Source organism: Roseiconus nitratireducens (genome assembly GCF_008629675.1).
GTDB classification, from domain to species: domain Bacteria; phylum Planctomycetota; class Planctomycetia; order Pirellulales; family Pirellulaceae; genus Stieleria; species Stieleria nitratireducens.
Window position 1 is genome coordinate 1 of record NZ_VWOX01000013.1, and the last position, 23,228, is coordinate 23,228.

At 60.5% G+C, this 23,228-nt stretch carries 21 protein-coding genes and 1 tRNA gene; 19 read left to right on the plus strand and 3 right to left on the minus strand.

The features are described 5' to 3' along the window. Positions 1 to 287, minus strand: a 287-nt coding sequence (locus FYK55_RS20465; protein WP_150078330.1) for a hypothetical protein, incomplete at its 3' end; no start/stop codon positions are given. 153 nt (positions 288 to 440) lie between these two features. On the opposite strand from FYK55_RS20465, the gene FYK55_RS20470 reads away from it, so the two are divergent. The 3 genes from FYK55_RS20470 to FYK55_RS20480 all read left to right on the plus strand — a co-directional run bounded on the left by FYK55_RS20470 (position 441) and on the right by FYK55_RS20480 (position 3,670). Continuing rightward, positions 441 to 671 carry a hypothetical protein gene (locus FYK55_RS20470; protein ID WP_150078331.1) on the plus strand — a complete coding sequence of 77 codons (231 nt, stop codon included), beginning with the start codon at positions 441 to 443 and terminating at the stop codon, positions 669 to 671. Further along, entirely contained in the window at positions 631 to 2,088 is a 1,458-nt protein-coding gene (locus FYK55_RS20475) for a recombinase family protein (RefSeq protein ID WP_161604653.1), read from the plus strand. The genes FYK55_RS20470 and FYK55_RS20475 overlap by 41 nt, the downstream gene beginning before the upstream one ends. Before the next feature lie 88 nt (positions 2,089 to 2,176). Then, positions 2,177 to 3,670, plus strand: coding sequence for a recombinase family protein (locus FYK55_RS20480; RefSeq protein WP_235908849.1), 1,494 nt, complete (start codon positions 2,177 to 2,179; stop codon positions 3,668 to 3,670). Here the strand turns inward: FYK55_RS20480 and FYK55_RS20485 are convergent. Both FYK55_RS20485 and FYK55_RS20490 read right to left on the minus strand, forming a co-directional pair. Next, positions 3,658 to 3,731: transfer RNA gene (locus FYK55_RS20485), tRNA-Pro, on the minus strand. The genes FYK55_RS20480 and FYK55_RS20485 overlap by 13 nt on opposite strands. A 509-nt stretch (positions 3,732 to 4,240) precedes the next feature. Continuing rightward, positions 4,241 to 4,591 carry an RNA recognition motif domain-containing protein gene (locus tag FYK55_RS20490; protein ID WP_150078334.1) on the minus strand — a complete coding sequence of 117 codons (351 nt, stop codon included), beginning with the start codon at positions 4,589 to 4,591 and terminating at the stop codon, positions 4,241 to 4,243. Between the two features lie 704 nt (positions 4,592 to 5,295). On the opposite strand from FYK55_RS20490, the gene FYK55_RS20495 reads away from it, so the two are divergent. The 16 genes from FYK55_RS20495 to cbiE all read left to right on the plus strand — a co-directional run bounded on the left by FYK55_RS20495 (position 5,296) and on the right by cbiE (position 23,063). After that, positions 5,296 to 6,366: a metal ABC transporter solute-binding protein, Zn/Mn family gene (locus FYK55_RS20495; RefSeq protein ID WP_150078336.1), complete on the plus strand. Its 1,071-nt coding sequence runs from the start codon at positions 5,296 to 5,298 to the stop codon at positions 6,364 to 6,366. Positions 6,367 to 6,390: 24 nt separating this feature from the next. Further along, positions 6,391 to 7,266: a metal ABC transporter ATP-binding protein gene (locus FYK55_RS20500; RefSeq protein ID WP_150078337.1), complete on the plus strand. Its 876-nt coding sequence runs from the start codon at positions 6,391 to 6,393 to the stop codon at positions 7,264 to 7,266. A gap of 368 nt (positions 7,267 to 7,634) precedes the next feature. Then, positions 7,635 to 9,206 carry a metal ABC transporter permease gene (locus FYK55_RS20505; protein ID WP_235908850.1) on the plus strand — a complete coding sequence of 524 codons (1,572 nt, stop codon included), beginning with the start codon at positions 7,635 to 7,637 and terminating at the stop codon, positions 9,204 to 9,206. Then, entirely contained in the window at positions 9,206 to 10,624 is a 1,419-nt protein-coding gene (locus FYK55_RS20510; protein ID WP_235908851.1) for a metal ABC transporter permease, read from the plus strand. Before FYK55_RS20505 ends, FYK55_RS20510 begins: the two co-directional genes overlap by 1 nt. Positions 10,625 to 10,969: 345 nt before the next feature. Continuing rightward, positions 10,970 to 11,437, plus strand: a complete 468-nt coding sequence (locus FYK55_RS20515; protein WP_201743765.1) for a hypothetical protein — start codon at positions 10,970 to 10,972, stop codon at positions 11,435 to 11,437. Beyond that, positions 11,424 to 11,870 (plus strand): TadE/TadG family type IV pilus assembly protein, encoded by a 447-nt coding sequence (locus tag FYK55_RS20520; RefSeq protein WP_150078338.1) that lies wholly within the window; start codon positions 11,424 to 11,426, stop codon positions 11,868 to 11,870. The genes FYK55_RS20515 and FYK55_RS20520 overlap by 14 nt, the downstream gene beginning before the upstream one ends. Positions 11,871 to 11,873: 3 nt before the next feature. Continuing rightward, positions 11,874 to 12,935 carry a VWA domain-containing protein gene (locus FYK55_RS20525; protein WP_235908852.1) on the plus strand — a complete coding sequence of 354 codons (1,062 nt, stop codon included), beginning with the start codon at positions 11,874 to 11,876 and terminating at the stop codon, positions 12,933 to 12,935. Positions 12,936 to 12,940: 5 nt separating this feature from the next. Further along, entirely contained in the window at positions 12,941 to 13,468 is a 528-nt protein-coding gene (locus tag FYK55_RS20530) for a TadE/TadG family type IV pilus assembly protein (protein WP_235908853.1), read from the plus strand. Positions 13,469 to 14,080: 612 nt separating this feature from the next. After that, the gene (locus FYK55_RS29210) at positions 14,081 to 14,692 is read left to right on the plus strand and encodes a GYF domain-containing protein (protein WP_161604654.1); all 612 of its coding nucleotides are present in this window, start codon (positions 14,081 to 14,083) and stop codon (positions 14,690 to 14,692) included. Positions 14,693 to 14,803: 111 nt separating this feature from the next. Next, positions 14,804 to 15,364 carry a hypothetical protein gene (locus FYK55_RS20540; RefSeq protein WP_150078340.1) on the plus strand — a complete coding sequence of 187 codons (561 nt, stop codon included), beginning with the start codon at positions 14,804 to 14,806 and terminating at the stop codon, positions 15,362 to 15,364. A gap of 150 nt (positions 15,365 to 15,514) precedes the next feature. Continuing rightward, on the plus strand, positions 15,515 to 17,029 hold the full coding sequence (locus tag FYK55_RS20545; protein WP_150078341.1) for a hypothetical protein: 1,515 nt from the start codon (positions 15,515 to 15,517) through the stop codon (positions 17,027 to 17,029). Next, the gene (locus FYK55_RS20550) at positions 17,026 to 17,799 is read left to right on the plus strand and encodes a CPBP family glutamic-type intramembrane protease (protein WP_150078342.1); all 774 of its coding nucleotides are present in this window, start codon (positions 17,026 to 17,028) and stop codon (positions 17,797 to 17,799) included. Before FYK55_RS20545 ends, FYK55_RS20550 begins: the two co-directional genes overlap by 4 nt. Before the next feature lie 361 nt (positions 17,800 to 18,160). After that, positions 18,161 to 19,378, plus strand: a complete 1,218-nt coding sequence (locus FYK55_RS20555; protein ID WP_150078343.1) for a type III polyketide synthase — start codon at positions 18,161 to 18,163, stop codon at positions 19,376 to 19,378. 624 nt (positions 19,379 to 20,002) lie between these two features. Next, a complete protein-coding gene (locus FYK55_RS20560) occupies positions 20,003 to 20,926 on the plus strand; it encodes a rhomboid family intramembrane serine protease (RefSeq protein ID WP_150078344.1) in 924 nt (307 codons plus the stop codon). 116 nt (positions 20,927 to 21,042) lie between these two features. Beyond that, on the plus strand, positions 21,043 to 21,699 hold the full coding sequence (locus tag FYK55_RS20565) for a redoxin domain-containing protein (RefSeq protein WP_150078345.1): 657 nt from the start codon (positions 21,043 to 21,045) through the stop codon (positions 21,697 to 21,699). A 128-nt stretch (positions 21,700 to 21,827) separates the two neighbouring features. Further along, positions 21,828 to 23,063 (plus strand): precorrin-6y C5,15-methyltransferase (decarboxylating) subunit CbiE, encoded by a 1,236-nt coding sequence (cbiE, locus tag FYK55_RS20570; protein ID WP_150078347.1) that lies wholly within the window; start codon positions 21,828 to 21,830, stop codon positions 23,061 to 23,063. Positions 23,064 to 23,228 lie beyond the last annotated feature (165 nt).

Sequence of the window (23,228 nt, forward strand, 5' to 3'; positions counted from 1 at the left end):
AATTCCTTTCCCTCTGGCTCACCGAACCAGCGGCCAAGAAACGATGCATCCCAACCCGGACTTCTCGATGCTGGACCTTCCCATTCCCACCATTCATCATCGGGCAGCTTGTCAGATTCGAATTCGATGAATCGTTCCCACTCGTCGTCGCTGACCGTGGCAGGACCAATTCCACCCCAGGGTACGAGCCTTTCGTGGTAGAGAGGCCCATGCCACAGCGATGCCCGGTGAAATGCCTCGGCAATCGCCTCCAAGTTGTATTTTCCGGCTTCTGAAAGTGAGAACATCGTTCAGTTCAGTCCTGCAAAGATCCAGCGAATTGGGAGTTCTCTGAAAAAAGAACTCCCGATTCTTCATGCGAATTCCCAATTCGCCCAAGTGCTTGTAGAGGGCAAGTGGTCCTCGCTGGCACAAGCGGTATTTTAGCTGGACGATTGAGAATGGACGAGCAGGAGACAACGGATCGGCCTCGATGGCTCACGGATGAGTTGCTTGAGCACGCCATCCGAGTCTTTCAGCCCAAAAGTTCAGCACCGTTTGGCGAGCCCGAAGCCGTCGATGTTTTGGTCTCGCTGAGCCAGCTTCTTGAAGTTACAGGGATTTTGAAGCTGGAGGATGATTATGAAGCGGATGAAGCTCTTCATCGGCTGGGCGAGGGTCAGCAGTCGTGAGCAGGAGCAAGAGGGGTTCTCGCTTGATGTGCAGATTGACGCTTTCCACGAGTGGGCGAAACGTGAAGGCGGCGTCATGGCAAAGATCTTCAGGGTTTCGGAAACCGCCACCAAGGCGGAAGCGAGACGTGAGTTCAAGGCAATGATTAAGTACGCAAAGAAGAACGCTGCAAAGTATGCGGGGATTTTGTTCTACAAGATCGACCGAGCGACGAGAAACTTGCGAGACTTCGTTGATTTGGAAGAGTTGGAATCCAAATACAACCTGCCGTTCATCTCCATTACCCAACCGGTCCAGAATACACCAACTGGGCGAATGGTTAGGAGGACGCTTGCTACGATTGCTGCCTTCACGACGGAACAGCAGGCGTTGGACGTGTTGGATGGCATCAGTCGCCGAGTTGCAGAAGGGTGGTTTCCGTCACGTCCTCCGTTCGGCTACCGCACTCGACGGATCGAAAAGCGAAGCATCGTCGAAACGCATCCGCAGAACAGTGCCAAGGTACGTCGAATCGCTGACCTTCGTGTGAATCACGGGCTCACTGTGACTGAGATCATGAACCAGATGTTCGATGAGGGTTTGTTTTACTCCGACTCAAAACCGAAGTTTTCCGAGTCCAAGATCAACTATATCCTCCACGACAGGTCGTATCTCGGGTTCATTTGGTTTCGTGGAGCTTGGCATCCGGGTAGGCACGAAGTGCTCTTGGATCAGGTGACGTGGGACAAGATTCGAGTTTCCTTCAATGAGCAGAATTACCGATCTCACGATTTAGTTTATGCGAGTCGTTTGATCCGTTGCGGTCACTGTGGCCATGTCGTGACGGGCGAGGAGAAGTTCAAACAAACGAAAGCGGGGATGAAGTCTTACGTCTACTACCGTTGCTCGAAGTACGGTTCTGCTGGTCATCCTCGGATTCGTATGACGGAAGCGGAGCTTGACCAACAGATTGTTGAGGCATTGAAGCCATTGGAGCAGGTTTGCAGCGGGACTCGTGAAGTTATCGAAGCACTCTCCCGTTCCTTTCTGAACGTGACGTTGAACGAGGGCGATTTGCAGATTTCTGAATCCAGACGGCTCCTGTCCCTGCTTGATAGTCAGCGGGCCAAATTGCTCAAGAAGAACTTGGCCGATGCGATTCCCGACGAATTGTACGACCGGCAAATGACTGAGTTTGCAGATCAAGAGTCGAAGTTGCGGAAGTCACTTGTCCGCTACGAAAAGACACAAGCCATGATCGATACGCTCGTTGAGCAGTCTTCGGACGTGCTTTCTATGATCTCAACGGACTGGCTTCAGATGGAGCGGCGAGCACGTCAGCTTGCCCTTTCGTCACTTTTTGGCGGGTTTCGTCTCGAAGGTAGAACCTTGATCCCAGAGAACGGGGCACGGTTAGAACTATTTCGAGCCAGTTGAGCGTTCTCCATTGCCAACCACAGATTCAAGAGGAAAAATGGGCTTCATCGAAAGGTGAGGCCCGTTTTCTTTCATGGATGGCAGCCTGGTGAAACCGGAAAGACGATACGTCGCATTGGCTAGAGTCAGCAGCAGAGAACAGGAACGTGAGGGATTCTCCCTCGACGTTCAGGTGGATGCTCTGCGCCAATATGCTGAACGTCACAACGGCGAAATCGTTCGACTCTTCCGAATTGCCGAAACCGCCTCCAAACAGGATGAGCGATCTGCCTTCAAGGAACTGATGGCGTTCGCCAAGAAGAACGCTCACAAGCTCGACGGCCTCCTGTTCTACAAGGTAGACCGAGCCGCAAGAAACCTGTTCGACTACGTCGAACTGGAACGCCTCGAATCCGAATTCGGGGTTCAGTTCATCTCGGTGGCCCAACCCACGGAAAATACGCCCGCTGGTCGAATGCAGCGGCGAATGTTGGCGAGCATGGCCAGTTTCTACACGGAGCAGCAGTCGATTGACGTTAAAGAGGGCATTGAACGCCGAGTGGAAAGTGGCCTTTTCCCCAGCAAGCCTCCATACGGCTACCGGAACGTCCGCATCGATGGTCGCAGCATCGTCGAAGTTCACCCGGAGAATGCCCGTCTCATTCGCCGCATCTTCGATTTGTATGCCTATCACAGCCACACACTAGACACACTCCCGAACGCTTTGGCCGAGGAGGGCTTCGTTTATCTGCCCTCAACACCAAAGGTTGGACGCAGCAAGCTGTACGCCATTCTGACCGACCGGTCGTACATTGGTGAAATCAAGTTTCGGGACCAATGGTATCCCGGCACGCATGAACCGCTGATCGAAAGGAAGCTCTGGGATCGGGTCCAGTCGCTGCTCGGGCAGAAGGTCTACAAGTCGCATCAGTTGACCTATGCCAGCGACTTAATCGAGTGTGCCCATTGTGGCTCTCCGATTACCGGCGAGCGAAAGTTCAAGCAGACCAAGAGCGGTGTGCGGGAGTACGTCTACTATCGATGCACGAAGTACCACAAAGGCGACCATCCCCGCATCCGGTTGACCGAGAACGAACTGGACCAACAGATGCTCTCGATCTTCGATTCGCTGCGAGTCAAGGATGACGAATTCCGAGATCTCTTCCGTGAACAGTTGCGTCAGGCGACGAATTGGGAATTCGCTCAGGCGAATCAGGAAGACGGGAACTTAAAGAAACGACACACCGAAGTCGGGCGACTTCAACAGCAATTGCTCAATCTTCGACTGCTCGAAGAGATCGACGCTGACACCTTCGCCGCCAAGTCCCGTGAGTTGAGGGATGAGGCTGCCACATTGAGGCTCGAAATGGAGCGTTGTGACCGTGGCCGGGACGAAATCATCGACATTGCAGTGAAAGCGTTTGAACTTTCGCAAACACTGCGGCAGCAGTGGGTTACGGCTGATTACGCCGCCAAACGTCGAATCCTCGAAATCCTCTGTTTGAACTGCACTCTCGTTGACGTAAACCTTTGCGTATCAATGAGAAAGCCCTTCGACCTGCTGGCCAAAGGGCTTCTTCAGAAAGATAGTCGGGGCGACTAGATTCGAACTAGCGACCTCTACGTCCCGAACGTAGCGCTCTACCAGGCTGAGCCACGCCCCGAAGGATGGGGAATGACACCCGCGCCCGTTGCCGGTTCGCTGCCAGTGTCCTCCCTGAGGTTCGCGTATCCTTGTTGGTTTTTCTCCGGAAGTCAATCCCTTCCTGGCGGTTCCTGTGGCCACTTGCCCCGCATGAGAATCGCGACGCCGGTTCGCCGTCTTTCCTGACCTGGACGGCCAAGGTTTTGATCGTGGGGCCGAGGCTCGGTGGTGCGGTGTCGCGGGGGAATCCTGGCTGGCGGAGCCAGCCCGCAGTGCGTTTCCCGGGCGGGAGCCCGGGAACGAGTCTGAGGGTAGGGCCAGCATGCAGTGCGCTGCCGGGCGGGAGGCCGGGAACGAGTTGTGAGGGCGGCGCATGAAAAAACGCGAAGGACTTTCCTGTGGAGAAGGTCCCTCGCGTTGATTTTCGCTTGGTGCGCCACCGCGTTTCGACGTTTCAGGACTTCGATTCGTCCTGGTGCCCGTCACGCGGCCGCCTGTCAGGCATCGTTCGTGTCTAAGCTTGGATCACTACCAGCCGCCGCGTCCTCCACCTCCGCCGCCGCCGTATCCACCACCACCGCCGCGGTTGCCACCGCCACCGCCACGGTATCCGCCGCCGCCACCGCCGCCGCCACGCGGGGCGCGCTCTTGGGCCTCGTTGACTCGCAACGGACGACCTTCGAAGTCTTGACCATCGAGCGCCTCAATGGCCTCTTTGGCCGCATCGTCGCCCATTGTCACAAAGCCAAAGCCGCGGCTTCGACCCGTTTCGCGGTCGGTCAGGACGATGGCGTCATCGACCTGTCCGTACTGGCCAAACAATTCCTCCAGCTTCTCCGTCGTCACGGCCCAAGCCAGATTTCCCACATACATCTTCATCGCTTAAACAGCTCCAAATACCAGAAGGCCTCATCACTCGGAGCTTTCCACGACGCACCCATAGCGTCCATATCAATCTGAGAGTTTTCGGTCTTCAATCCAATCGGTCGACGACAATCGTCAACCTCCAATGGGCGGCAGTTTAACACTATTCCCTGGTGGGTTGCGAATAATTCTCCGTCGGTTTTGGCGTCCTTTCGTTAAATTTTCATCCTCCGGCGGCACCCCGTCGGCCCGACGTGACGCCCCGACACAGCTGCCCGCCATCGCGGCCGCCACGACTCCGGTTCCCAGCTCGCCGGTTCCAGCCCACTGGCTCCTGCCCACCGGTCGCTCGCCGGCTCCGGACGGCGGCTACGGACGGCGGCCGCGGGGGCGAGCGGCGCCAAAACCTGCCGGCAAGGGCTCCGCCGAAGCCCTGGGCCGCCGTAGTCCTGGGCCTTTCGGAAAAGTCGCCAAACTCCGAAGGTGCTGTTGCAAGGCGGCGGATATCCACGCTCTGGAGAGTGTGGCGACACGATTTCGGGCCAGGTTGCGTGGGAGGATTTGCCCGGAACCGTCGTCCCCGCTGTCCGGGACGGGTGGGAGATGGGCAGGAAAACGCGTAAATTCCAGCCTTTCAAGCAGCGATCCGCCGCCCGGCGACGCCTCTCAGCCGTCTCGGTCACGTCTCGCTGCTTCCTTCTCTCGACCAGGAACCTCCCATGGCATTGGTGCCAAATCATCAGGTCAACCGGCCGTCTCGCCGGATCACAGCGACCGCTTTCCTGGCGGTGGCCGCGTTGATCAGCGGTGCAACGCTGGGTTGCCGCGGCGGCTCGCAAGACGCCCGCGAACCCTCGACGGTGCACGTGGTGGCAACCGTGGGGATGGTCGCCGATCTGGTGCGCAACGTTGGAGGTCCGCATGTCCGTGTCACCCAGATCTGCGGCCCCGGTGTCGATCCGCACCTGTACAAACCCACCCGGGACGACGTGCAATCGATCATGCAGGCCGACGTGGTTTTCTATTGCGGACTGTTCCTGGAAGGAAAGATGACCGACACGCTCGCCCGGGTCGGTGAGCGGAAGCCGGTGATCGCGGTGGCCGAGGCGATTCCGCCGGCGGAGTTGCTCGCGCCGGAAGATGACGGTGCGACCGGCGACGAGCCGACGGCGGCCGGCAGCAGTCGGCACCCCGATCCCCACGTTTGGAACGACGTCGCGCTGTGGAGCCAATGTGTTGACGTGATCTGTGAGTCTCTGTCCGAGTACGCACCGCAGCACGCCGAAGATTTTCAAAGCCGTGCCCAGGATTATCGCCGGCAGCTGGAGGAGTTGCACCGCTGGGGCGTTGAGTCGATGGGCCGCGTTCCCGAGCAGAGCCGGTTGCTGGTCACCTCGCACGACGCGTTCAGCTACTTCGGCCGCGCCTACGGATTGGAGGTGATGGGAGTCCAGGGGATCTCGACCGAGTCCGAAGCCGGGTTGCAGCGGATCAACGCCCTGGTCGACACGCTGATCGATCGCAACGTCAGCGCCGTGTTCATCGAAAGCAGTGTGTCGGCGAAGAACATCGAAGCGTTGATCGAGGGGGCGCAGAGCAAGGGGCACACGGTGGAGATCGGCGGCGAACTGTACAGTGACGCAATGGGGGAAGCGGGCAGCTACGAGGGAACGTACATCGGCATGCTGGACCACAATCTGACGACGGCAGCGCGCGCTTTGGGCGGAGACGTGCCTGCCGGTGGCTTTCAGGGCAAGCTGCGATCCCGGTCGGCTGACGCTCCCCACTAAGGTCCGCTCAACGGAGGTCTGCCCATGTCCCACCCGCAATCGACATCCGACGACCCGCCCGGTTCCGGAACTCCTTCCGCGGCACCCTCGCCGCCTGCCGGTGGCGTCCCGGTCGACGCGCGCGGCGCCGACGCCGCAGCGATTCCGTTGTCGGTGTATGACCTGACGGTGGCGTACCACCGCAAGCCGGTGATCTGGGACGTCAGTTTTGATTTGCCACCGGGGCAATTGATTGGCGTGGTCGGACCCAACGGGGCGGGCAAGAGCACGCTGTTGAAGGCCGCGATGGACTTGATCCCGCGAGCTTCCGGGCGCGTCCAGGTGTTCGGCCAACCGTATCGCAAGAATCGGCATCGCGTCGGATATGTTCCGCAGCGCGAATCGGTCGACTGGCAATTTCCGGTGAGTGCTTTGGACGTCGTCACGATGGGCTTGTACGACGAAATCGGCTGGTGCCGGCCGGTGCGGAAGCAGCATCGTGAGCGCGCCCGAGAGGCGCTTCACCGCGTCGGCATCGGTGATCTGGCGGACCGTCAGATCAGCCAGTTATCGGGCGGCCAGCAGCAACGCACCTTCCTGTCTCGGGCGCTGGTCCAAGACGCGGACTTGTACCTGATGGATGAGCCCTTCGCGGCGGTGGATGCGTCGACCGAGCGGGCGATCGTGGACATCCTGCGCGAGTTGAAATCGCGCGGCAAGACGGCGGCAGTCATTCATCACGATTTGCAGACGGTGCCCGAATACTTTGACTACGTGGTGTTGTTGAATATGCGCGTTGTCGCTCATGGTCCGGTGCAAACCACGTTCACGACCGAGAATCTGCAAAAGACGTATGGTGGACGATTGACGCTGTTGGATGAAGTGACCGAGGCGATGCGACGCCGAGAGGGCGGGATTTAGGGATAAACGTTTCCGTCGTCGGATAGATGGTTGGGTTGGTAACGCGAAGCGCGGTGGTGGTGGTTGATCGTGCGAGGATCGTTTGTGGAAGGGCACGTGTCATGCGCAGGATGACAGACTGGTGAACCTTCACCCTCCCGCTTGGCGGGAGGGTCGGAGACGAGGAACGAGGCTCCGGGGAGGGTGTCTTAAGAACCAGCTGAAATCAATGGCGCCGGACAGCCCTCCCCGCGTCGTCGCAAGCTCCTCCACGACCCTCCCGGAGGGAGGGTGAAACAGAGAACGCATGACCTTGATTGCTAGATAGACCATGACGGAGTACGGAAGACGATCAAGTTGTTATTTATTGCACGTAGTTTCGATTGTTGATGATGCACGTTGAACCACCGCAGCGATTTCGCAAGATGCCGGCGCGACGCTTCGCGGGCGCTGGATGGATGCTGCTGTGGACCGTCCTGCTGTGGGCGGGAAGCGACGTGGCAATGGTCGCCGCGCAGGGCCCCGGTCCGATCCGGTCCGCGTCGTGGCGACGTGTGGTGTTGTTGGAAGATTACAACACGCGGGTGGTGATTTTCGGCGTGGCGATTCTGGGCGGCGCGTCGGGTCTGGTGGGAAGCTTTACCTTGCTGCGCAAACGTGCCCTGATGGGCGACGCGCTCAGCCATGCCAGTCTGCCGGGGATTGCGCTCGCGTTCATCACGGCGGGACTATTTGGCGCCAGCGGAAAGTCGTTGCCGTGGCTGTTGCTGGGGGCAACGCTGAGCGGGTTGATCGGCGTCGCGGCCATCCTGGTGATCCGAAACCAGACGCGGCTGAAAGAAGACGCCGCGCTGGGAATTGTGTTGAGCGTCTTCTTTGGAGCCGGCGTGGCATTGTTGGGCGTGATTCAACAGATGGAGACCGGGCATGCGGCCGGGCTGGAAAGTTTCATTTACGGCAAGACGGCTTCGATGCGCGCGGCCGATGCGGGATTGATCGCGGCGGCTTCGTCGATCGCAATCGTTGTGTGTCTGGCGTTGTTCAAGGAGTTGAAGCTGCTGTGTTTCGACGAAGGCTTTGCCGGGGCACGCGGATTTCCTGTGGTGGTCTTGGACATCGTGTTGATGGCGATGGTGGTGCTGGTCACGATCGTCGGGTTGCAAGCCGTCGGACTGGTTTTGATGATCGCCTTGATGGTGATTCCAGCGGCGTCGGCACGTTTTTGGACCGAAACGATGTCGCGAATGATGTTGTGGGCCGCGTTGCTGGGAATGCTGGGCAGCATCGCCGGCGGGATGGCCAGCGCGATGTTCCCCGGATTGCCATCGGGCGCCATGATCGTGCTGGTCTGTTCGCTGTTCTTTTTCATCAGCATGATTCTGGGCCGGCGACGGGGATTGTTGATCCGCCATTTGCGGCGGATCCGGTTCAACCGTCGGATCGATCGCCAACACTTATTGCGTGCGATGTACGAGCAGATTGAATCCCAGTTTCGTGATGAGCGGACAGACAACGACGCGGCTGAGTCGGCCGCCATGCCCGAAGCTGGTCGCAAGAATCCGGTGGCCGTCGGCGACTTGCTGGCCATGCGCAGCTGGTCACGCCGGCGATTGATGGCGGCGATCGTGCGCGGCGAAGAAAACGAATTGTTGCGGTGCCGCGACGGTGCCTGCACGCTGACTCAGGCGGGCTTTGCCGAGGCGGCTCGATTGACCCGCCAGCATCGGATGTGGGAGATCTACCTGATCACCTACGCAGAAGTCGCCACCGCAAACGTGGACCGGGATGCCGACCGCATCGAGCACGTGTTGGCACCGGAGATCATCGACCAGCTGGAAGATTTGTTGGACGAGCAGGGGATGACGATCCCCGTGCCCGATGATCCTCACGGGGTGATCGCCGACGTCCCGCCTGTCCAGCCGCCACCAGTCCAGTCTCCGCCAGCCCAGGGAGGCGCGTGATGGGAGGAAACCAGTGGTTGGCCGACTTGTCCGTGGTGATCCCCGATGCGGGCGACTGGCTTGCCCGGTGCGATTCGCCGGGCATGTTCACCGCGCAGATCGGGTGGAGTTGGATGCTGGACGGTTGGATTGTGGTCGTCGGGGCCCTGGCAGCCGTTTCGGCAACCTTGCTGGGCAATTTTCTGGTGCTGCGCAAGATGAGCATGTTGGGCGATGCGATCACGCACGCCGTGTTGCCCGGAATCGCGGTGGCGTTTCTGGTCAGCGAAAGCCGCAGCAGTGTCGCGATGTTCTTGGGGGCGGTCATTGTCGGCGTGTTGACCGCAGTGTTCACGGAATGGATTCGGGGTGTGGGCGGTGTGGATGAGGGGGCGTCGATGGGCGTGGTCTTCACGTCGTTGTTTGCACTGGGATTGGTGATCCTGGTGCGCGGAGCGGACGCCGTGGATCTGGATCCCGATTGCGTGCTTTACGGCGCGATCGAATTGACTCCTTTGGAGATGGTATCCCTGTTCGGCTGGGAGGTGCCGCGGGCGGCGGCCATCCTGGGGGCGGTGACGCTGATTAATGCGGCGTTCGTCGGATTGTTTTTCAAAGAATTGAAACTGACGTCGTTCGATCCCGCGCTGGCGACGACGATGGGGTTTTCCGCGAAGTGGGTGCACTATGGATTGATGGTTCTGGTGTCCGTGACCGCGGTGGCCTGTTTCGAAAGCGTCGGTAGCATTCTGGTGGTCGCAATGTTCGTCGTCCCGGCGGCTAGCGCTTACATGCTGACCGATCGATTGGGCGTGATGATTTTGATCAGTGTCGTGCTGGCGGCGCTGTCCTCCGCCGTGGGGCATCTGATGGCGTTGCAAGTTCCCAGCTGGTTCGGTTACCGCAGCACGACGACGGCGGGCATGATTGCGGTTGCCGCGGGGATCTTCTTTTTGGTTGCGGCTGCCTTTGGGCCTCGACACGGCGTGGTCGTCAAACGGGTGCGACGAATCGTGTTGTCGCTGCGGATTTTGTGCGATGACATCGTCGCCTTCCTGTTTCGCGCCCAGGAAACGAGAGCCGGGTCAGAGCAGCTCCGGGGCGTTACGGCGGCGCAGTTGACCGATGCTCTGTTCGCTTCGGGGGTTTCCCTGCGGCTGGCGACCTGGCTGTTGCGACGCCGGGGGGAAATTCGATTGGCGGACGGCGGGTTGGTGCTGACGGAAGCCGGAATAGAACGCGGTCAACGGTTGGTGCGATCGCACCGGTTGTGGGAGCAATACCTGGTGGACCAGGCAGGTCGCGGGATGGAGGAAATCCACCAGCAGGCCGAACGGTTCGAACACTTCACCGATCGTGAATTGCGAGAAAAACTTGCCACGCAGACCGACCGGCCCGAGTTGGATCCCCACGGCAGTCCGATCCCCGAGGAAGGTTGATCGGGTGAAGCGGCCGATGGCTGGACGCGGAATGGTCGCCCCCTGGGGCATGTTTGGCGATGCCGATTCCGCCGTTGCGGCGGTGCGTCTTTAGGGCCGTTGTGCATCGCGGTCCGACTCGGGCGAGCCGCGGGTCGCTGCGATCGAGGACCCTGGTGGGGGTTGTGTCGATTCTGGGGGGCAAAGGGCGACAAAAATTGCGTGGCTGAGCGGATTGTGTCCTAGGTTTCTGTGTGATGGGCGCCCGGCGTCCGCTGTGCGCCTCCGGCAGCCGTTTGTCCGATCCGGAATTGCGAAACCGATCCGGCCGCCGCGCGTGATCATCTCTCTCCCACACAAACTGACATGGCGACAATTCCGACGAAACGCAGCAAGACGCTGATCGATACCGAAGTTCAGGGAAATCTGCTGCGCAAGGTCGCGGCGCACTGGGTCGTTTTCTTTTTGTGCAACACCATCGCCCTGACCGCTTGGACGCGACTGTTCACCGATCCGAGCGCCAGTTGGGGCGAAACGTTGGTGACGACATTCCGTGAGTTTCTGCCGTTCTTTGTGGTCACCGCGTCGCTGATCCCGGCATTCGCCTGGGACACCTTGAAGCTGAGCCATCGCTTTGTGGGGCCGATCCTCCGCCTGCGTCGCACGCTGAAGGATCTGAAGTCGGGCCGGTCGGTTCCGCCGTTGAAATTTCGTGACAGTGACTTCTGGCAGGAATTGGCATCGGATTTCAACGACGTGATGCGTTTGAAAGATGCGGAGATTGCCGAAGCGACCTCCAGAAGCGAAGAAGCGGAAAGCCATGCGAGCGTTTGAACCCGGCGCCGAAGTGTCATCACGGCGGGGCGTGCCGTCCGCGCGGCGATCGCAATCGCGGCGTGGCAGCGCGGCCGTCGAGTTCGCGGTCTGTCTGCCCGTGATCGTGTTGCTGATCTTTGGATCGATCGAAGCATCCGCCTTTATCTTTTTGAAGCAGACCTTGAACGTCGCCGGTTACGAAGCGGTCCGCGAGGCCTGCAAGAGCGGAGGCACGAGCACCGAGGCCATGGCCCGTGCCGAAGCCATCCTGGGGTCCCGGCGAGTTGCCGACTATGACGTTCGGTTTCCGGCAGGCGACATCACCATGATTCCCCGCGGCGAACCGGTCGTCTGCGAAGTGTCCGCACCGACCCAGAGCAACAGCCCGTTGGCCGGCCAATTCGTCAAGAATCGAACGCTGACGGCGCGCGTCGTCATGTTGAAGGAATAAGCGATGAAATCACTCTTGAATGGCCGAGCGGCAATCGTTCGGACCGCCTCGCGCTCACGTCGACGTTCGCGCCGCGGTGCGATGATGGTTCTGATCGTGATCATGCTGGTCGGTTTGATCGCGACCGCCGCGTTCTCCGTGGACATCGCACTGATGCATCTGGGCCGTGCGGAGCTGCGGACCGCCACCGACGCCGCTTCCAAGGCCGCGTCCCTGGAGCTTTCGCGTTCACTGAGCACCACCGCGGCAACGGAAAAGGGACAAGAGGTCGCCTTGGCCAACACGGTCCACGGCGACCCATTGATTCTGAGTGACACCGATTTCGAATTCGGTCGCAGCGAAATCGACCTCTCCGGTCGCTACGTGTTCACCCCCGACGGATTGCCGATGAACAGTGTGCGCGTGACCGGCCGCCGGACGGTGGGATCCGCGTCCGGACCGATTCGGTTGATGTTCGGCAACGTGCTGGGGGTCGAGATCTTCGAACCGGTATTGCGTAGCTCCGCGACCTACGTCGAACGGGACGTGGTGTTGGTGGTCGATCGCAGCGGCTCGATGGAGGGCGACAAATTCGCCGATTTGCAATCGGCAATCAGCGTCTTCGTCAACACGCTGGGAGACACACCGGTGGAGGAGGCCGTTGGGCTGGCTTCTTACAACGACACCGCCTCGGAGGATGTTCCGCTGACACTGGATTTGAACGAAATCGTTGACGGCCTGGCGGCGCTGCGCGTCGGTGGGCGGACCAGCATCAGCCGCGGCATGTCGGCCGGAGCCTCGCTGATGGAGAACGGTCGCGATGCGAGTTTCGTGGAGCGGACGATGATCGTGATGACGGACGGTCTGCACAACGAAGGCCCCGAACCGAGCACCGTGGCCACCACGTTGGCCGCTGGAGGAGTCCAGTTGCACACGATCACTTTTGGATCCGGAGCGGATCAGGAGCGGATGCGAGAGATCGCACGCATCGGACGCGGGAGACATTATCACGCTTTGACGGCAACCGAGTTGCGAAACGCGTATCGGGAAATCGCCTTGTCCCTCGGCACCATTTTGACGGAATGATTCAGATGAAAAGGGATGTCCAATCAGACTCGTCTTGCAAACGGTTGGCTGACCGGGCCGACGGGACGGTCAGCGTCGCTGCGATGGTGACCCGACCCGAGCGCGGGAGAGTCCAGGCAATCCGGATTGCAGCGCGATCGGCACGCCGACGGCGTGGAGCGACGATGGTCGAATTCGCGCTGGTCGTTCCGCTGGCGTTTTTCTTCTTTTTCACCGCGTTCGAATTCTGCCGCGTCGCCATGATCCGGCACACCGTCGACAATGCCGTTTACGAAGCTTGTCGCGAGGCCGTCGTGCCGGGCTCCAGCGAAGTTAATGCCAGACGACGTGCCGAAGAAGTGTTGGGAACATTGGGATTGAACGGAACCAACATCACGGTGACTCCGTCGACGATCGAGACACAGACGCCCGAGGTGACCGTTTCGATCGATGTCTTGCTGGATCCCAACGCCTTTGTCGTCCCGCCACAGTTCACCGGTGGCCGCGTGATCCAACGGTCGTTGACGATGCGCCGCGAAGTTTCCGGAGTGTGAGCCCCAGGGGCGTCCCTCCGGAGGGAATCGAAACCGTTGGCAATCGCGTCGCTTTCGTGCTGCACGTGGGCAGCGATCCTGTACACTGTTGCCGTGGCCGGCACGCATGCCAGGGCCGTCTCTGAACTCCGCCGTCGGAGGCGCCGCGGGGCAAAACTTATCTAGTCGTTACAGATTGTATTCATGGGCATTCGCTTTTCGTGTCACGGTTGCGGAAAGCCGCTGAACATCAAAAACGAATTGGCCGGTCGGCGGGGAATCTGTCCGGAATGTCGGACCCGGTTCCGGATCCCCAAGCACGACACGGCTCATTCGATTCCCCTGGAGGGTCAAACGCGCCGCGGCGAGGACGCGAACCCTGGTGAGCGGACCGTTCCCGGACGGGCATCCCGAGCGTCGGGAAGTCGAGAACAGACGGGCGTCGCAACCGCCAGTGGCGCGTCTGCACACCATGGCGCGGCTGCGAACCATGGCGCGGCCCGCGAAGCCACGGCAAGCGGGGCCGCACCAAACGGTTCTTCAGGGAATGGCTCCACAGCGAACGGACTGGCCGCGAATGGTGCAACCACCAACGGCGGTCAGGCACGGCAGGAAGCGCCGCGGGCTCAACGCGTGACCAGCGACCGTCGGAGGCCGAACGCCGCCGCGGAGGTGCAGCGCTCCGGCGAGCAGCCTTGGCAAGATACCGCGGGAAATCAGACGGCCGAGTCGGGGCGCGTGACGGCGGCCGAGCTAGACGTGTTGTCGGCGGCCGACGGTGCGACTTGGTACGTGCGTCCACCCAGCGGTGGCCAATACGGTCCCGCGACCGGGTCGGTGTTGAAGACCTGGATCGCCGAAGGCCGCGTGGCCCGCACGGCGCTGCTGTGGCGAGACGGATGGCCGCAGTGGCGCGAGGCCTGCGATGCTTTACCGGAGATTGCCGATTCGTTGCCGGACGCGTCCAGTCCCGCCGGTGGCGATGTGTTCGCCCAACGCCCCGAGTCGCCATCGCGTCCAAACGCATCGGCAACCGCCGAACCGTCAGGGGGCATCGACGTTTCTGCGGGCGGGCCAAACTCCGCGGGCGGAATCGGCTCCCAGGGCGGCTTCAGCGGCGACGCGGGCGTGGGGACGGTCCGGCGCGGCCGCACGAGCAAACGGATCGCGACAATGGCGGTCCTGGCGGCACTCGCTTTGCTGTTGATGGTGACGCTGATTCTGGTGGCCAACCTGGGCGGGTGAGTTTTTCCGCCATGGGTGGTTGCCCGATTCGGAATCCACGACCGATGCGGTACAGTAATGCGTCGTGAAGCGTCCATTGAAATTCGTCCAATCTCCCACGGAGTTTTCCTGATGTCTCGACACCATCGCGTTCTCGCGACAGCCGTCCTGGCGGCGCTGTCGACTTGTTTCGTCCCGTCCGTCTCGGCCGCCGATACCGAAACCAAGGCGGAAAAGGTCAACGTGTTTGACAAGGGCCAAATGACGGTGCCGGAGTCGTTTGAACGGACCGAGCCGCAGTCTCGAATCATTGAGCACGAGTTCAAGGTTGGCGAAGGCGATTCGACCGCTCGGTTGACGATGATGGGAGCTGGCGGTGGCGTCGAAGCGAATATCAAGCGTTGGCAGGGACAGTTTTCCGGCGGGGATGCCGCAGACCAAAAGACAGAGAAGATTGAAGCCGGCAAGTGGACGATTCACCTGGTCGATGCCTCGGGCTCCTACGCCGAACGCATGGGCGGCGGACCTTTCTTCGGGGGCAAGACCGTGCAACGCGAAGACTACGCGATGGCCGGTGCCATTCTGGCCGAACCCGAGGGCCGGCTATACTTCGCCAAAATGATCGGCCCGGCCGACGTGGTGAAGAAGAACCGCGACGCCTTCGTCAAGATGGTGAAATCAATCGCCGAGTAGCCGTTAAGGCTGCCTCTTTGACGTCGCCACGCTCGCCAGAGCGTGGGAGAGGTAGCGCCACCGTCTGGCGACGGTAGCTACATCGACGGCGTGATCCGACGGCGCCAGGCTTCGGCCGCCGCATTTCCGCATGAAGCAACGGATTCGAAGATGAACATTCAGAGTTTGCTTGAGCACCACGGAATCATCCGCAATCCGTTCGCCGAGGAAGATGCCCAGACCGATCCGGTGTTCAAGGAACATTGCATCGCCAATGCCTACCACCCGGTCTGGGACAAGGTCTACGGCGATCCGACGGAACCCGCCACCGCAATCGTGTTTGGACCCAAGGGATCCGGCAAGACCGCGATGCGGTTGCAGATCCTTCGTCACCTGAAGAAGTTCAACCGCGAGAATCCGACCGAGCGGATCTTCACGGTCGCCTACGACGACTTCAATCCGTTCCTGGACCATTTCAGCGAACGGATGAGTCGCCGCGCGACCCGCAAGCCGGAACGCGTGTTGAAGGAATGGAAGCTTTGGGACCACATGGACGCGATCCTGTGTCTGGCGGTCACGAAGCTGGTCGACCAGATCTTGAAGCCGGATTTGGTAGAAGACGGCGTCGCCCGCGAATCCCTGAGCAAGTTGGATCGCACCGCGTCGCGAGATTTGTTGTTGCTGGCGAGTTGTTATGACCAGTCAAGCGATGGCGACTTCGTTTCCCGCTGGAACGACTTGCGGCACCATCTGGGGTACCACAATTTTCGCTCCAAGATCAGTTGTTGGTTTGCCATTGTGTGGTGCGTGCTGGTCGCCGCGGCATTTCTGTACTGGATGTTCCAATCGCCCGGCGGTGGAAACGTCGACGGCGAGGGAGCCGTGACCAAATCGGTTTGGGACTACCTGTGGTTGGCCCCGGTGCTGATGCTGATCGGCGCGCTGCCCTACCTGGTTCGACTGGGCAAAACCTGGTGGGCCGCGTTTCAGATCCGGCGCCACATGCGCGTCGGCAAGCGGGAGCTGGGATCAATCCGAAAGGTGTTGCATTCGATTCCGGCCAAAGAGTTGTCCAGCCAGCCATTGCCGCGGTATGACCGGACGGACGACCGATACGAGTCGCTGAACAAGTTCCAATCCGTCATCGACCGGTTGGGATACAGCGGAACGATCGTGCTGATGGATCGAGTGGACGAACCGCACATGACCGGTGGCAAGCTGGAATTGATGCGGTTGTTCGTCTGGCCGTTGCTGGACAACAAGTTGCTGAAGCATCCCGGGATCGGCTTCAAGATGATGTTGCCGCAGGAGCTGTATCGCGACATGGAACGGGAGTCGCGTGACTTTCACGAACGGGCCCGGCTGGACAAACAGAATGTGATTCCTTCGTTTCAGTGGAGCGGGGAATCGCTGTACGACTTGGCGCGGGCGCGGATGATGGCATGCGCCACCGAGGGCGCATCGCCGGAACCCAAGGACCTGTTTGCGGACCTGGAGTACCAGCGAATGATTTCCGCTTTCCAGTCGCTGCGAGTGCCGCGTCACTTATTTCGGTTTCTGTATCGGGTGTTGGTCGATCATTGCAATCGCTACACCGATGCCAACCCGGAGTTCAAGATCAAGGCGGAGACGTTTGAAACTGTCTTGGCCGTCTACAGCCGCGAAATCGATTCGAACGGGCTGTGAGCGATCCGCAGAAGGACGACCCGGCTGCGGCTGGGGCCAGCGTCGATTCCGGCGACCAATCGTCATGGCGATCCAAGGCTGCGATGATTGTCCCGCTGGCGATCTTCTTTGCCTTGGGCGCGGTCATTGATACGAGTCCCAAAGTCGACGGCGACGTGATCGACGCGTCAGCTTATTTGACCTTGGTCGCGGCTCGCGTGTTGTTGATGACGGGCTCGCTGATTTTCTTCACGCGTCAGATCGCGACGCAGTTTCAATGGTCGGTCGATCGCCTGGGCGTGATCGTGGGCATCGTCGGCGCGCTGTTGTGGATCGGCATCTGCGAAATGCAGATCGAGCGCGGCGGAATCGCCTGGCTGGGGTTGTCCCCGGACTGGTTGCCGGAGCGCGAAGGCGTCAATCCCTGGATGGCTTTTCCGGGCGCAGGCGAGCGGGGCGTTTTTTTGATCCTTCGTTTTGTCTTGTTGGTGATCTGCGTGCCGATCGCGGAAGAGTTGTTCATGCGAGGTTTTTTGATGCGCGCCGTGGAGGTCGAAGACTGGACGCGGTTGCCGTTGTCGCAGATCGGCAGGACCGGCCTGGTGGTCGGAACGGTGTACGCGATCGCGTCGCATCCGGGAGAGGCGATTGCGGCGACGCTTTGGTTTTCGCTGGTCAGCTGGCTGATGCTGCGGACCGGCCGCTTTTGGAATTGTGTCCTCGCCCACGCAATCACGAATCTGCTGCTGGGGGTCTACGTCTGCCTCTTCGAGCGATGGTGGTTGTGGTGAGTCGGCGGATGTGCGCGTCGGGGGTCTGATTGGCGGGAAACTCGGGTGTCGGATGGAAGGGATTGGTGCCGTGAATCCCGCGAAAACCGCTCGCCGATTGGGGGGCGGCGTCCTGTGGTCTGTTCGGCATTGCATGGGACGTTTACGTTAGCTGGTTCGTTGCCGGCGTCGTGGGGGCCCATTTGCCATTGAGTTCCTGGTCGCGAGGGCGAGAATTCGTGATCCGGAGACCGGTTGGGATGAGGTTTGTGGGGGCGAACCGGGTTTCCGCGGCGGGATCGCCAGCGGTCGATTTGGCCGTGAGCATCGCCCGACTCTTCCGAATTTCCTTTTTGATTCACCGTACTGGGCGGACTTGCTGTTGAACCAATCCATAGGGAGCAATCGTTCGCTCGGATCGATCATCGGTCTGGGAACTTCGGTGCCAGGTCAATCGGTTGACCAGGACGATGCGTTAGCCATGTCCAGCGACATCATCTGCGAAGACGAACGTCAGAGACGTTTGATGCGGATGCTGTTCCGCAAATCCGGTGTCTCCAGTCGGCGGACAGTGATTCCCTGGAAGACCGCCTATTTCTGGAACCGCCAGCGTTCTCCCCAGGGGCGCGGACCGGGCACCGGGGATCGGATGTCCCTGTACGAACGTTATGCACCGCAGCTGGCGACCGAGGCTTGCCGCCAGGCGATGGCGATGGATCCCAGCGCGGTCAGGCACACGGTGATGAAGGAACGTTTGGAGCAGTACGATCCGCTGGGCTCCGACAACGACGTCGAATCTGACGGATTCGGACCGCTATCCCAACCGGTGCCGGTCGATCCCAGCAGTGTTACCCATCTGGTCACGGTTTCGTGCACCGGATTTGCGGCGCCTGGTCTGGATTGGCATCTGTTCGACGCGTTGGGGTTGTCCCCTTCCGTCCAGCGGGTGCAGGTCGGATTCATGGGGTGTCATGGGGCGATCAACGGGATGCGTACCGCCCGCGGTCTGGCGGCGGCGGACCCCGACGCCGTGGTGCTGCTGTGCGCGGTGGAGTTGTGCAGTTTGCACTATCGGATGAGCTGGGAGAACGAGGCGATGGTCGGCAACGCCCTGTTCGCCGACGGTTCGGCGGCCGCGGTGGTGGTCGGCGCTAATCGGGTGGCCGATTTCCCGGAAGCGATCCCGATCATCGACAGCGCGTCGATTCGTATCCCGGACAGCGACGATCAAATGTCGTGGCGGATCGGTGATCACGGTTTTGACATGACCTTGACGGGACAGGTTCCCGTCAGCATCGAAGGGCATTTGCAGGCCTGGTTGAGCGACTGGTTGCGACCGCACGGATTGTCGCCGTCGGACATTGGCGATTGGATCGTTCACCCGGGCGGTCCGCGGATTCTGGACGCCACCGAGGCGGCATTGGGATTGAAGCCTTGTGATTTGCAGCGGAGTCGGGACGTGTTGTCGGAATTGGGCAACATGTCGTCGCCCACCGTCCTGTTCGTTCTGCAGCGTTCACTAAAAGCGGGGCGTAGCGGGCCCCGAGTGGTCTTGGCATTCGGACCGGGCCTGGTCGCCGAAGCGACGCTGCTGGGCTGAGTGAACTGCGGGGCGAACTGCGGGTCGAACGGGGAACTCGCATTTCGGCTTGTTCCCGCCGCCGATTTTGCTAGGCTTTTGGGTCCGCGCGGGTTCCGCGCCGCATCGCCAAAGAGCGAAAATACAATTTTTATCCGAGGCCGAACGATCGGCAAAAACCTGTGGAGAATGAACTAGGTGGGTACCAAGAAGACTGGGAAAGGACGAAGAAAGGTAGGCCGTAAAAAACGACGCATGCGCAGCAAGATCCGCCACCGCAAGAAGTGATCGACGCGGCGGCGGCGCCGTGGAAGCGACCAGAATTGGGCGCTCCGCGGAAGCCAGGTCCCGCCGGAGCCAGGTCCCGCCAAAGTCTGGGAGCTGGGCACCACCGACTGGCGACAATGGTCGTCTACGAATCGGCGGTTCGCGAATTCCCGCTGGTTGGTTACTGCGGGGGCCCAGCGTCGCCCTTGGCGTCGATCACACAGGTACGAAAACGGCCGCGGGCCCAACTGCGGTCGTTTTTTTATTGGGTCGATGGGTTCATTCCCGCGACTGGACCGTGTCCCTAGAATGCGTCGGCTTCCCCCAAGGCAATCGTCGTCGATTCGAAAACGTTCATTCGGTTAAAGCAAAACTCACATGGGCCTGTACGACCGCGACTACGGCCGGGACGATGAAACAACCCCCTGGGACCAGCAGCGGCGGACTCAGGTGCCCAAGAGCATGACGATCATTCTGGTCGTCGTGACGGTGGTGATTTTTTTCGCCGATATGCTGTCGATGCAGCAGGTCGCCCCCGGTGTTCGGGCCAGTCGATTCGTCGAGTGGTTCGGGTGCTGGAAAGACACTTTGATCAGCCCGTGGAAGTGGTACCAGTTCATCAGCTACGGGTTTTTGCACGACCAGAACAACATTTTTCACATCGCGTTCAACATGTTCGGCCTGTTCGTGTTCGGCCGACCGGTGGAAGATCGGCTGGGGCGGTGGGAGTTTCTGCGGTTTTATCTGGTTTCCATGTTGGCCGGTGGGATCGTGGGCTGTCTGACCTACTGGGTGATGGGCGTTCCCAACGGGGTGGTGATTGGTGCCAGCGGGTCCGTGATCGCGGTGACGATCTTGTTTGCTTGCTTTTATCCGCATGTGAACATCCTGCTGATGATGGTCTTTCCCGTCAAAGCCTGGATCGTGGCGGTCATCTTCGTGGTCAGCAACCTGTTGGGATCGCTGACCATGTTGAGCGGAAACGCGGCGGGGGGCGGGACCGCGTTCACCGTGCACGTAGCCGGTGCGGCGTTCGCCTTGCTGTACTTTTTCCAGGGCTGGAACTTGAAGTGGTTGGACTTCAGCGGTCGAGGGGATGAACTGAAGCGGTCGATGCGGCGGACCAAATTGAAGATTCACGATCCGGACGCCAAGTTGCGTCGTGAGGAAGACGATGTGGATCGGATTTTGGCCAAGATCCACGAATCCGGTGAGGGGAGTCTGACTCGTTCCGAACGGAAGACCTTGGAGCGACACAGTCGCCGCCAGCGAGAGAACCGCAATCGCGGAAATCGTCCCTGACCGCGGGAACGACGGCTGAACGTGACGCCGGCATTGCGCTACAATCCGTGCCCGGGACGCATGGTCCAAGCGATCCGTCCCATCCCAACAATCGCCTTGATTCAGGAGGATGACCGATGAGCCCACTCGCGGACCCCCAACGTCTTACCGTCCGTTTTCAACGCCGCCAACGGATATTCCAAGGTCGCCAACGGGTCTCAACAGGGACGCTGTCTGTGGCCGTGCTGTTGCTGCTGGCGGGGATGGGATCGGTGCGGGCGGCCGGACCGGAACAGCCGCTGGAAGTCGGTGCCAAGGCGCCCGATTTCGAATTGCCCGTTCAGGGTGAGGAGACCTACCTGCGTCTGTCCGACATGTTGGCCGATGGCCCTGTGGTGGTGATCTTTTTGCGGGGGTACCCCGGGTATCAGTGCGGCATCTGCAACCGTCAGGTGGGGTCGCTGATCAATCGGGCCGCAGCGTTGGGCAAGGCAACGGGGAATCAACCACGCCGCGTCGTGCTGATCTATCCGGGCGAGGAAGATCGTCTGGAACGTCACGCCGACCAGTTCCTCGGTTCGCGGCGGTTGCCGGAACCACTGGTGATGGTCCGCGATCCGGGGTTGCAGACGGTGACCGAATGGGGTTTGCGATGGGACGAGCCGCGAGAAACCGCCTATCCGGCAACTTACGTGATCGGGCCGGGACGCCGCGTCCAGTGGGCGAAAGTGAGCGAGTCGCATGCCGGGCGGTCGACTGTCGAAGAGGTGCTGCAGGCGATTCGACGTCGGTAAGCCAGCGTCGCATCACCACCGCCCGCGTCGACGTTGTTCCCCGAAGCGAAAAGCTTGCGACTTCGGCCGCCGGCGAATCACCGAATGAAGTTTTGCATTCCTCAGGAAATTTGCGGAGTCTTGGTAGCGTGACAGCACGGATTCATATTGTCGGCATCGGAGATGACGGACTGGAAGGATTGACCGGACATGCCAAGTCGTTGATCGCGTCGGCGGAGGTTCTGGTCGGAGCGGCGACGCTGCTGCAGCGAATTCCGGAAGATCATCCGGCGCAAAAGTTGGCCTGTGACGGCGGGCTGCAGGAGATCCAGGACTGTTTGCGCGACCTTCCCGATCGGCCGACGGTGATCTTGGCCGACGGTGATCCACTGTTCTATGGCATCGCAAGGTTCTTGACCGAAGTCATCGGCAAGGAACATGTCGAGATTGTTCCCCACGTCAGCAGCATGCAGTTGGCGTTCGCCCGGGTCAAAGAAAGTTGGGATGATGCCTACCTGACCAATCTGGCCGTTCAGCCGCTGGACCGCGTGGTGGAACAGATCCGTTCCGCCGAACGCGTCGGGTTGTTCACCACCGAAGCGATTCCGCCGGCGGCCGTTGCCGAAGCCCTGTTGGACCGTCGCATCGATTACTTTCACGCCTACGTCTGCGAGAATCTGGGCACCCCCAACGAGACCGTCACGCAGGGCGACCTGCAGTCGATCCGCGGCCAAACGTTTTCTCCGTTGAACGTGATGGTGCTGATCCGCCGGACCGGTGCCGCCGATTTGCCCAAGGGGCAGTGGCGTCGCCGTTTGTTTGGCAACCCCGACGAGGTGTTCCTTCAATCTCGGCCCAAACGTGGGCTGATGACGCCGTCGGAAGTGCGGTGCATCGCGCTGGCCGAATTGGAGTTGCAACCGGAAACGGTGATGTGGGATGTGGGGGCGGGAAGCGGAGCTCTGGCGATCGAGGCGGCGGGCATCGCCCACGCCGGAAAGGTATACGCCATTGAGATGGATGCCGAGGACTACAGTTTGATGCTGGAGAATGCCAGCCGATTCGAGGTGCCGTCGCTGGTGCCCGTCCATGGTCGGGCACCGGAGGCGTGGAAGGACTTGCCCAGTCCGTCGGCGGTATTTGTTGGCGGGACGGGACGGATCGTCCCCGCCCTGGTCGCGGCGGCCGCCGAGCGGATGGCGTCCGGTCGGATCGTGATCAACGTGTCCAGCCCCGACAACCTGGTTGCCGTGCAGGCGACCTTGGACCAGGCAGGGTTTCAGGTGGAGGTGCGAATGATCAACATCGCGCGCGGCCAGCACCAGATGGACCGGGTGCGATTCGAAGCCATGAACCCGACGTTCTTGATTGTCGGCGGCCGCTGAATCGGACGGTGCGACCGACTCGTCGGTAACCTTCACCCTCCTTTTCAATGAGGCTCGGGCGCAAGGATGGCCCGTCTACTCGCTGAAGCGGTGTTGCTGTCGCCGCTTCGCGGCTGGTGTTTTGGGCAGCCGTTTCCGTCGGCTGACGCCGACGGCAGGGGGCTT

Coding starts and splice junctions, on each gene's coding strand:
- FYK55_RS20565 (WP_150078345.1), top strand. CDS start 21,043: ATGAGCCCACTCGCGGACCCCCAACGTCTTACCGTCCGTTTTCAACGC.
- FYK55_RS20515 (WP_201743765.1), top strand. CDS start 10,970: ATGGCGACAATTCCGACGAAACGCAGCAAGACGCTGATCGATACCGAA.
- FYK55_RS20530 (WP_235908853.1), top strand. CDS start 12,941: ATGAAAAGGGATGTCCAATCAGACTCGTCTTGCAAACGGTTGGCTGAC.
- FYK55_RS20545 (WP_150078341.1), top strand. CDS start 15,515: ATGAACATTCAGAGTTTGCTTGAGCACCACGGAATCATCCGCAATCCG.
- FYK55_RS20510 (WP_235908851.1), top strand. CDS start 9,206: ATGGGAGGAAACCAGTGGTTGGCCGACTTGTCCGTGGTGATCCCCGAT.
- FYK55_RS20500 (WP_150078337.1), top strand. CDS start 6,391: ATGTCCCACCCGCAATCGACATCCGACGACCCGCCCGGTTCCGGAACT.
- FYK55_RS20520 (WP_150078338.1), top strand. CDS start 11,424: ATGCGAGCGTTTGAACCCGGCGCCGAAGTGTCATCACGGCGGGGCGTG.
- FYK55_RS20560 (WP_150078344.1), top strand. CDS start 20,003: ATGGGCCTGTACGACCGCGACTACGGCCGGGACGATGAAACAACCCCC.
- FYK55_RS20505 (WP_235908850.1), top strand. CDS start 7,635: ATGATGCACGTTGAACCACCGCAGCGATTTCGCAAGATGCCGGCGCGA.
- FYK55_RS20525 (WP_235908852.1), top strand. CDS start 11,874: ATGAAATCACTCTTGAATGGCCGAGCGGCAATCGTTCGGACCGCCTCG.
- FYK55_RS20475 (WP_161604653.1), top strand. CDS start 631: ATGAAGCTCTTCATCGGCTGGGCGAGGGTCAGCAGTCGTGAGCAGGAG.
- FYK55_RS20540 (WP_150078340.1), top strand. CDS start 14,804: ATGTCTCGACACCATCGCGTTCTCGCGACAGCCGTCCTGGCGGCGCTG.
- FYK55_RS20490 (WP_150078334.1), bottom strand. CDS start 4,591: ATGAAGATGTATGTGGGAAATCTGGCTTGGGCCGTGACGACGGAGAAG.
- FYK55_RS20470 (WP_150078331.1), top strand. CDS start 441: ATGGACGAGCAGGAGACAACGGATCGGCCTCGATGGCTCACGGATGAG.
- FYK55_RS20495 (WP_150078336.1), top strand. CDS start 5,296: ATGGCATTGGTGCCAAATCATCAGGTCAACCGGCCGTCTCGCCGGATC.